The following is a 7,209-nucleotide window of genomic DNA, read 5'->3' on the forward strand; positions in this document are numbered from 1 at the left end:
GACGACCGTCAATAGCCGCGCGCCCGACCGACGCGGAGATGGCGCTCGGTGAGGCGATCGAAGCTTGTCCGCGCTTCACGGCCGCTGACGCCGGCCCCCGTCGCCGGCGTCACCGTCCTGGACCACCGGACTCCCGTTCCGCAAAATCTACATTGTAAAGGCGGTCGGAATGTACGGCCTGTTCAACGGACCACCCACAACGGCACGGGCTTCGCCCGTACGTCCTCAACACCAGTCGCGCCGCCGCCGAATCCATCGCCGCCCTCGATAACACCGCAGCCGCAGGCGCTCAGACCGCTCGGCTGATCACCCTGCCGACCCACGCCGGCATGACCGCTACCTGAGCCACCCAACCCAGGCAGGCCCGCCGATCCTTTCGGCGGGCCTACCTGCGTGTCCTCAAGGGTGTCGCACAGGTAGCGCAGCCGATCGATCTCCAGCCTGCGCTGGATGCGGGCCGAGAGGATTGCTACGAGAAGCAGCGGATCTTTTATCTGCTGGTCAGTAATGCCTGGTGAGCGCGACGAGGCGGTTTGGAGGAGACTTGACCGCGCCTGAGGTCATCGCTGACCGGCGGTTGTCGTGCGAACCTTCTGGCTTGAGCTTCTGATGGTCGTCATCGGGGTCTGAAGTGACGATGGCGGCCTCAATGATCTACCGTGATACACGGTCCGTACACAAGAGCAACCACCGAGCAACCAACCATGATCGACAACGCGATCCGAGGCCGGCGAGAACCGAGAAACCCCAGTTCGGACGCGGTATTGAAGAGTAGGGCGGGTGGGACTTGAACCCACGACCCACGGATTATGAGAATCCTCGGTTGATGTCGCTCAGTGTCCACGGAGTGCTGTTTTGTATTGTCGTGACGGGGATCATCCCCGTCGTCGTGTCGGTCTGGGCCGACGGGTGCCGTGCTGTATCGCGTACACGCGAGCAACCACCGAGCAGCCATCTCCTGGTCATTTGCGTTCGCAGGCAGGATGGCTCGCAGCGGACCTCGGATGCGATGCATGGTCTGCTTGACATGCATGGACGTGCTTTTCGGCAGGCGCAGAGCTGCCTGGCTCGACTGGTGAAACCCCAGCTCAACCCGTGTGCGCGAGTTTTGACGGGCTACAGGATCAGCGGTCGGCGATTGGCGGCGCTGAAGCGCTGGTCGGCGAGCACGGCGCGGGCCAGGTCGTAGCCGGTGACCAACCAGCCGAGTCGGCCGTCGCCGAAGGTGACGCGGCGCAGCGGGCGCGGATCGTCAAGGATCTCACGGGGTGGATCGAACAAGGTGTCGCGTACGGTGGGCAGCACGCCGGTCATGGGGAACTCCTTGGTACGTCGGTGTGGTTCGTGATCCTCCCTGTCAGGCCCAGTCGCCGTAGAGCTCGACGTAGGCCTGCCCGCTCACCGGCCGACCGGCGTAGGTGCCGGTGACGGCCGAGTCCGCCTCGTACATTCCGGAAGGCTGGCCGGGGTAGCGGATGTCGAGTTCCTGGTCGGTGACGAGAGACCGTACGGTGAGATCGGCCCGCAGGCCCGGGATCTTCACCTTCCACCGGGTGGGATAGTTCTGCCCGGTCAGGGGGCTGCGCCAGTGTCCCCCGGCGTTCTTCGCGAGAGGGACCATGGGCGCGATCGTCTGGCGCCCGTCGCGGTGCAGGATCGTGGCGTACGCTTTCTCGTCGCGGGTGCCGACCAGGTCCCAGACGTTGAGGCGGTCACCGTTGCCGAGGTGGACGGCCATCCAGGTCCAGCGCTTGATCTTGGACCATTCCCAGTCGCCCCATTGCCGGTCGAGCCATGACTCCCCGCGTACGGCGTGGGTCTTTCCCTTGACGGTGAGGTGCCCGCTCGTCTTCAGGCTGGGAAGTGAGTAGTAGTAACTCTGGCCTTCGGCGAACGGGATCAGCCCGGTTCCGCCTGGGTAGAGAGCCGGTCCCGAGTGTCGCAGGACGAGCTCGATGCGGCCGTCGGGGAGGGTCGCCTTGAGGGCCATCGCCTCCATCGGGCCGGTCAGTGATGCCTGGGGCGTACGAACGTCGAGCTTGGAGTTCGAGAAGCTCACCTCCTCCAGGGGGAACCGTTCAACGAGGGAGTAGTGTTTTCCGTTCTTCTCGTCGGTGATGGCCGCGTGTACCTCCGGCCCGGCGCTCGACCGGTTGATCGTGACCTCGTAGCCGAAGCGACGGTCGCCTGCCTGCACGTGCCCGACGACGTACCACCACTCGATGGGAGACGACGGGTGGTTCGCCTGGTCCGCCGGCAACCGGACGAATTTCGGAAATCCCCGGTCCGGCTGGGACACCTTCGTCATGGGCGCCGCCGATGCCGGGGTCACCGGTCCGGCCAGCCCGACGGCGGTCAGGCAGAGAGCGACCGCGATGTGTTTCTTGCGCATGGTCCTTCGAGTTCCTTTCAAGGGTGGGTGTGTTGAACCGCCGGCCGTCTGGTCCACCAGGTGGCCACGGCCGTGGCGAGGAGCACGGCGACCACTGTGTACAGCGCGGCCGGCATGGCCTGGACCAGGTTCGTCTCGGTTTGCAGGATCGCGCCGATCACGGTCGTACCGAGCACGGTGCCGACCTGGCGCAGGGTGCTCACCACTCCGGAGGCCGCGCCGTTGAGCTCCGGCGGGACCTCCCGCATGGCCAGTGCGTTGGCCGGCGCGAACACCGCGCCCGCCCCCACTCCGCACAGGAGCATCCCGGGGAGCAGGGCAAGGGCGTTCGTACGTCCGTCGCTGAACAGCGCCAGCAGGACGAACCCCGCGGCGAAGGCGGACAGGCCGAGCCCGAAGATCAGCCGCGGGTTCACCCGGTCGGCGAGCCTGCCGGCGAGCGGCGAGATGATCAGGGTTGCCAACGACGGTGGTGCCAGCATCAGTCCCGCCTGCGTTGGTGAGAGTTCGAGCACCGATTGCAGGTAGAGGGTGTAGGTGATCAGCAGGCCGATCGTGGCGAAGAGGGCCGCCATGAGCACGGCGTTCATCAGCGTGAAGTTGCGGTCGTGGAAGAGCCGGAACGGCAGCAGGGGTGTGCGTCTCTGCGCCGAGCGCTGGTGGGCCACGAAGGCGATGAGGAGGAGGCCGCCGAGGACGGCCAGATAGGGCTCGCCTCCAAGAAGCGCGAACACCAGCACGGACAGCCCCGCCGACGACAGCAGCACGCCGAGCGGATCGAGCGCTGCCCGCCGCTGGTCGGGGGTGCCGCCGGGCGGGATGACGACGCGTCCGGCAACGAACGCGAGCACGCCGAGCGGCAGGTTGACGAGGAACACCGACCGCCAGCTCAGGGCGTCGACGAGCACGCCGCCCACGGCGGGTCCGGCGATGGTGGCCAGTCCGGCGACGCCGCTCCACACGCCGAAGGCCGCGCCGCGTCGGTCAGGTGGGAAGACGGCCATGATGATCGACAACGTCTGTGGCATCAGCAGCGCGGACCCGGCCCCCTGCAGCACGCGTACGGCGATGAGCTGCGCGGGGTCCTGCGCCAGGCCGCACAGCCCCGAGGCGATGGTGAAGACCGCCAGGCCGGCGAGGAACACGGAACGGTGCCCGTAGCGGTCGCCAAGCCGTCCGCAGGTCAGCAGTAGCCCGGCGAAGGCGAGCGTGTAACTGTTGAGCACCCACAACGCCTGGCCCAGTGAGGCACCGAGGTCGGCCCGTAAATCGGGGATCGCGATGTTGACGATGGTGGTGTCCAGCATTGTCATGAAGAAGGCCAGGCAGACGGTGGCGAGTACGGCTCTTCTCATCTCAGTGCTCCGTTCCGAAGTCGGACATCATCGCCAGGCGCTCGTGTACGGGACTCCGTCGACCGCCTTGGCGCGACCGCCGCCGAGCCGCAAGGTGTTTACGCACCATATATTCAATATAGCCAACGGAAGCTTGGCCCGGTCGCCGGGGCCACTTGGAACACAGTTTTGGGTTCTGAGCTGGGATTCTGCTGCGCGATCTGCGCCGCGGCTGTCACCATCGCCGGGCGGGGTTGTTCGGTGCTTGTGCAGCTTTGTGGCGGTGCTGGTCCGCTCTGATCTGTCCAGGGAGGCTGAGCTGCTGGTGCTCCGTCACGAGAACCAAGTGCTGCGCCGTCAGCTTGGTGCCCGGCCGCGATGGGCGGAGATGTTTCCGGTCACTCCTGCGATGATCTTGTGCTGGCACCGTGACCTTGTGGCGCGGAAGTAGACCTTCACCGCTCGGCGGCGCCCAGGACGGCTCTGTACCCGTCGGCCGGTCAAGGCGCTGATCGTTCGGATGGCGCGAGAGAATCCGACCTGGGGTCATCGCGGATCCAGGGCGAGCTGGCTTGCCTGGGCTACAGGATCGCGGCCTCCACGGTGTGGGAGATCCTGCACGCGGCCGGTATCGATCCGGCGCCTACAACGGGCACCGGCCACATCAGTCCTGGTACCAACGGCCCCCGGATACCACGACGCAGCCCTGTACCGCTTCATAACTCGTCCACCGTGGCATGACAATCCAGAAACGCGACTCCATCGAACCCAGGGCACACCAGATCGCCATCTTTGGCGACTCTCAGTAGTGCAGAATGCATTTGTGTGCCGGCCAGGCGCGCTGTGATCATGCCGCTCATGAGCTGCATCTTCTGCCGCATCGTCGCCGGCACCGAGCCCTCGCAGACCATCCATGAGGACGAGCACTTCATCGCTTTCCTCACCTCGCCCAGGCCACCAAGGGCCACACGCTGGTCGTCCCGCGAGCACGCCACCGCGACTTGGGGGAGATTCCGGTCGAGACTGCGGCACACGTCATGCGAGCCGCGGTCGAGGTGTCCCGGCGGCTTGCCGGCGCGCTCGGGGCTGCCGGAGTGAACCTCTGGCACGCCAGCGGCGAGACGGCCTGGCAGAGCGTCTTCCACTTCCACCTGCCACCTTGGCCCACGTGAAAGAAGAGATCATCAGCCTCTGACCTGCTGAAAGAGTCCGACAGCCCTAGATAACCATCGCTCCACGAGGGCGTCGTGCAGCAGCTCACGCACCTGCGCGAGGACCTGGTGGCCCTCATGAACGTGGGCGACGGCGACGGAAGCCGCAGCGGCCGGATGAGCTTCCAGCAGATCGCCGAGCTGATCGGCGAGAGCCGCGCCGCCGCTCAGCAGATGGTGGAGCGCGGCCGTAGCTGCATGAGCCCCAACCAGTAAGAAACGCGCCACACGGCCCGAACGAGCGGCCGGGAACAGCGCATCAACCGGCGTCCGGTGGGTGACAATCACCGTCACATCACGGTGTGACGGAACGCAGAACCGCCCGACCGTCACACGCTGCCCGAGGGTGTCGATGTGCGTCGACACCCGGGGCAACGCGGCAGTACCAGTCCTGGCTTATATAAGCCAGATCTGGTATTATTCTGGCTCGTGCACGCGTTCGACATTCTCGGCGACCCGGTGCGCCGGCGCATTCTGGAGCTGCTCGCCGAGGGTGAGCAGGCCTCTGGGGCGATCACGGACGTGATCCGGGCTGAGTTCGCACTGTCCCAGCCGGCTGTTTCCCAGCATCTTCGCGTTCTGCCTGAGAACGGGTTCGCGTCGGTCCGGGCCGAAAGGGCTCGCCGGTTCTATGCCGTCGACCCGACGTCGCTAAGCGAGGTTGACGTGTGGTTGGACCGGTTTCGCGGGTTCTGGGATCAGCGGCTCGATGCCCTGGGCACTGAGTTGGCCCGAGGCAGGCGTGCAATCCGGTCCCGGGCTGGCCAGCAGCCCGACACGGTACCGACATCGGCAAGGCCGATCCGTTAACTCTCATTAGGAACCTGACATGAAGGACGTGCTGGATGAACTGGCCGCTGCGCGCCGGACGATGGGAACAGCGACCCTGCCCGCCGGCGACGCGTACACGATGGAGTTGCGGCGTCGCTACGACGCGCCGGTCGACGACGTGTGGAACGCCATCACCGACCCTGAGCGGCTGGGCCGTTGGTTGAAGTCGGTCACCGGAGAGCTGCGGCTCGGCGGGTCGTTCGAGTTGGACGGCGGTGAGCACGGGGAGATCCTCCGGTGCGAGCCGCCGCGTCTGCTGCGGGTGTCCTGGCTCTTCGGGCCGGACGCCGACGAGTGGCCGGGCACGAGCGAGGTCGAGGTGCGCCTGTCCCCGGGCCCTGCCGGGGACACCGAGCTTGAACTGGTCCATGCAGCGGCCATCGGGGAGCCCATGTTCCCGACCTACGGCCCCGGTGCCGGCGGTGTGGGTTGGGATCTGCATCTCCTCACCCTGGCCCGGTTCCTGGCAGACGGCGAGACCCTCGATCACGAGGAATTCCAGACCTCGCCCACGGGGCTCGAGTTCGTGCGGCGCAGCGCTGCGGCATGGGGCGAAGCTCACCTGGCCGCCGGTGGCGATCCGGATCACGTGGCTGCCGCCGTCAAGGCCACCACCGCGTTCTACGCCCCCGGAGGGAACGCTTGATGAAGTACACCACCTCGATCGAGATCGCCCTGCCGCGGGAGAAGGTGCTCCAGATGCTCGCGGACCCGGCGCACATGCCGAAGTGGCTGCGGGGCCTGGTACTGCACGAGCCGGTGGACGGAGCGCACGGCCAGCTCGGCACCACCTCGCGAGTCGTGTTTCAAATGGGGAAGCAGAGGATGGAGGCCACCGAGACCATCACGCGCCTGGAACCTGAAGACCTGCTCGCCCTCCCCAGTTCTGTCGTCGTGCACTACGACCGCGAGATCGCCGGCGAGGGCATGTGGCAGGCCCAGCGCGACCGGCTGATCGCAGCCGGTCCGGACACCACGCTCTGGGTGAGCGAGAGCGAATTCCGGTTCGACGGATTGCTGGTGCGACTGGTGGGGCTTGTGATGCCTGGCTCTTTCCGCAAGCAGTCGCAGCAGCACATGGAGGACTTCAAGGCGTTCGCCGAGCACGGGACGGACGTCCGCCAAGGGGCGAACTGATCTGCCACTGAGCCGGAAGACGGGGTGGAGGAACGGGCGGACAGCCGTTGGCGGTGAAAAGGATCTTGATTGTGGTGAGGCTGCTCTTGGCAGCTCATCATGGGCAAGACGCAGCACAAGAACCCGCGCACCGCCATGCGCTCTGTCAAACCCGGCGCCGAAGCCATCGCCAAGGTCACCGAGGTGCTGGCGTCCCGCCGCCGTACCCACTGATCAGCGATATCTCAGGCAGGGCAGGACCCTACCCCTTTTCTCGTACTTGGTCTGGCCCCCAGTAGGGCGGGTGGTGGTCGCCGATGCCGTC

At 66.4% G+C, this 7,209-nt stretch carries 9 protein-coding genes; 5 read left to right on the plus strand and 4 right to left on the minus strand.

Translation table 11 applies throughout. The features are described 5' to 3' along the window. Positions 1-1,116: 1,116 nt before the first annotated feature. The 4 genes from FAF44_RS50995 to FAF44_RS56565 all read right to left on the minus strand — a co-directional run bounded on the left by FAF44_RS50995 (position 1,117) and on the right by FAF44_RS56565 (position 4,586). Positions 1,117-1,314 (minus strand): hypothetical protein, encoded by a 198-nt coding sequence (locus FAF44_RS50995; RefSeq protein ID WP_237110726.1) that lies wholly within the window; start codon positions 1,312-1,314, stop codon positions 1,117-1,119. A gap of 43 nt (positions 1,315-1,357) precedes the next feature. Continuing rightward, on the minus strand, positions 1,358-2,392 hold the full coding sequence (locus tag FAF44_RS51000; protein ID WP_237110727.1) for a lipocalin-like domain-containing protein: 1,035 nt from the start codon (positions 2,390-2,392) through the stop codon (positions 1,358-1,360). Positions 2,393-2,409: 17 nt separating this feature from the next. After that, positions 2,410-3,747, minus strand: a complete 1,338-nt coding sequence (locus FAF44_RS51005; RefSeq protein ID WP_237110728.1) for an MFS transporter — start codon at positions 3,745-3,747, stop codon at positions 2,410-2,412. A 695-nt stretch (positions 3,748-4,442) separates the two neighbouring features. Next, entirely contained in the window at positions 4,443-4,586 is a 144-nt protein-coding gene (locus FAF44_RS56565) for a hypothetical protein (protein ID WP_368857800.1), read from the minus strand. 141 nt (positions 4,587-4,727) lie between these two features. Between FAF44_RS56565 and FAF44_RS56570 the strand changes: the two genes are divergently transcribed. The 5 genes from FAF44_RS56570 to FAF44_RS51030 all read left to right on the plus strand — a co-directional run bounded on the left by FAF44_RS56570 (position 4,728) and on the right by FAF44_RS51030 (position 6,905). Next, complete coding sequence (locus FAF44_RS56570) at positions 4,728-4,898, plus strand: hypothetical protein (RefSeq protein WP_368857801.1); 171 nt, start codon at positions 4,728-4,730, stop codon at positions 4,896-4,898. Positions 4,899-4,973: 75 nt separating this feature from the next. Then, on the plus strand, positions 4,974-5,153 hold the full coding sequence (locus FAF44_RS51015; protein WP_237110730.1) for a hypothetical protein: 180 nt from the start codon (positions 4,974-4,976) through the stop codon (positions 5,151-5,153). 213 nt (positions 5,154-5,366) lie between these two features. Next, a complete protein-coding gene (locus tag FAF44_RS51020; RefSeq protein ID WP_237110731.1) occupies positions 5,367-5,747 on the plus strand; it encodes a helix-turn-helix transcriptional regulator in 381 nt (126 codons plus the stop codon). A gap of 19 nt (positions 5,748-5,766) precedes the next feature. After that, positions 5,767-6,414: an SRPBCC family protein gene (locus FAF44_RS51025; RefSeq protein WP_237110732.1), complete on the plus strand. Its 648-nt coding sequence runs from the start codon at positions 5,767-5,769 to the stop codon at positions 6,412-6,414. Beyond that, the gene (locus FAF44_RS51030; protein WP_237110733.1) at positions 6,414-6,905 is read left to right on the plus strand and encodes an SRPBCC family protein; all 492 of its coding nucleotides are present in this window, start codon (positions 6,414-6,416) and stop codon (positions 6,903-6,905) included. The genes FAF44_RS51025 and FAF44_RS51030 overlap by 1 nt, the downstream gene beginning before the upstream one ends. Positions 6,906-7,209 lie beyond the last annotated feature (304 nt).

Source organism: Nonomuraea sp. MG754425 (genome assembly GCF_021699195.1).
Taxonomy (GTDB): Bacteria; Actinomycetota; Actinomycetes; order Streptosporangiales; family Streptosporangiaceae; genus Nonomuraea.

Bases quoted from the DNA above. Each gene is read 5' to 3' on its own strand.
- FAF44_RS51000 (WP_237110727.1), bottom strand. From the start codon at position 2,392: ATGCGCAAGAAACACATCGCGGTCGCTCTCTGCCTGACCGCCGTCGGG.
- FAF44_RS51025 (WP_237110732.1), top strand. From the start codon at position 5,767: ATGAAGGACGTGCTGGATGAACTGGCCGCTGCGCGCCGGACGATGGGA.
- FAF44_RS50995 (WP_237110726.1), bottom strand. From the start codon at position 1,314: ATGACCGGCGTGCTGCCCACCGTACGCGACACCTTGTTCGATCCACCC.
- FAF44_RS51005 (WP_237110728.1), bottom strand. From the start codon at position 3,747: ATGAGAAGAGCCGTACTCGCCACCGTCTGCCTGGCCTTCTTCATGACA.
- FAF44_RS56565 (WP_368857800.1), bottom strand. From the start codon at position 4,586: ATGAGCGGCATGATCACAGCGCGCCTGGCCGGCACACAAATGCATTCT.
- FAF44_RS51030 (WP_237110733.1), top strand. From the start codon at position 6,414: ATGAAGTACACCACCTCGATCGAGATCGCCCTGCCGCGGGAGAAGGTG.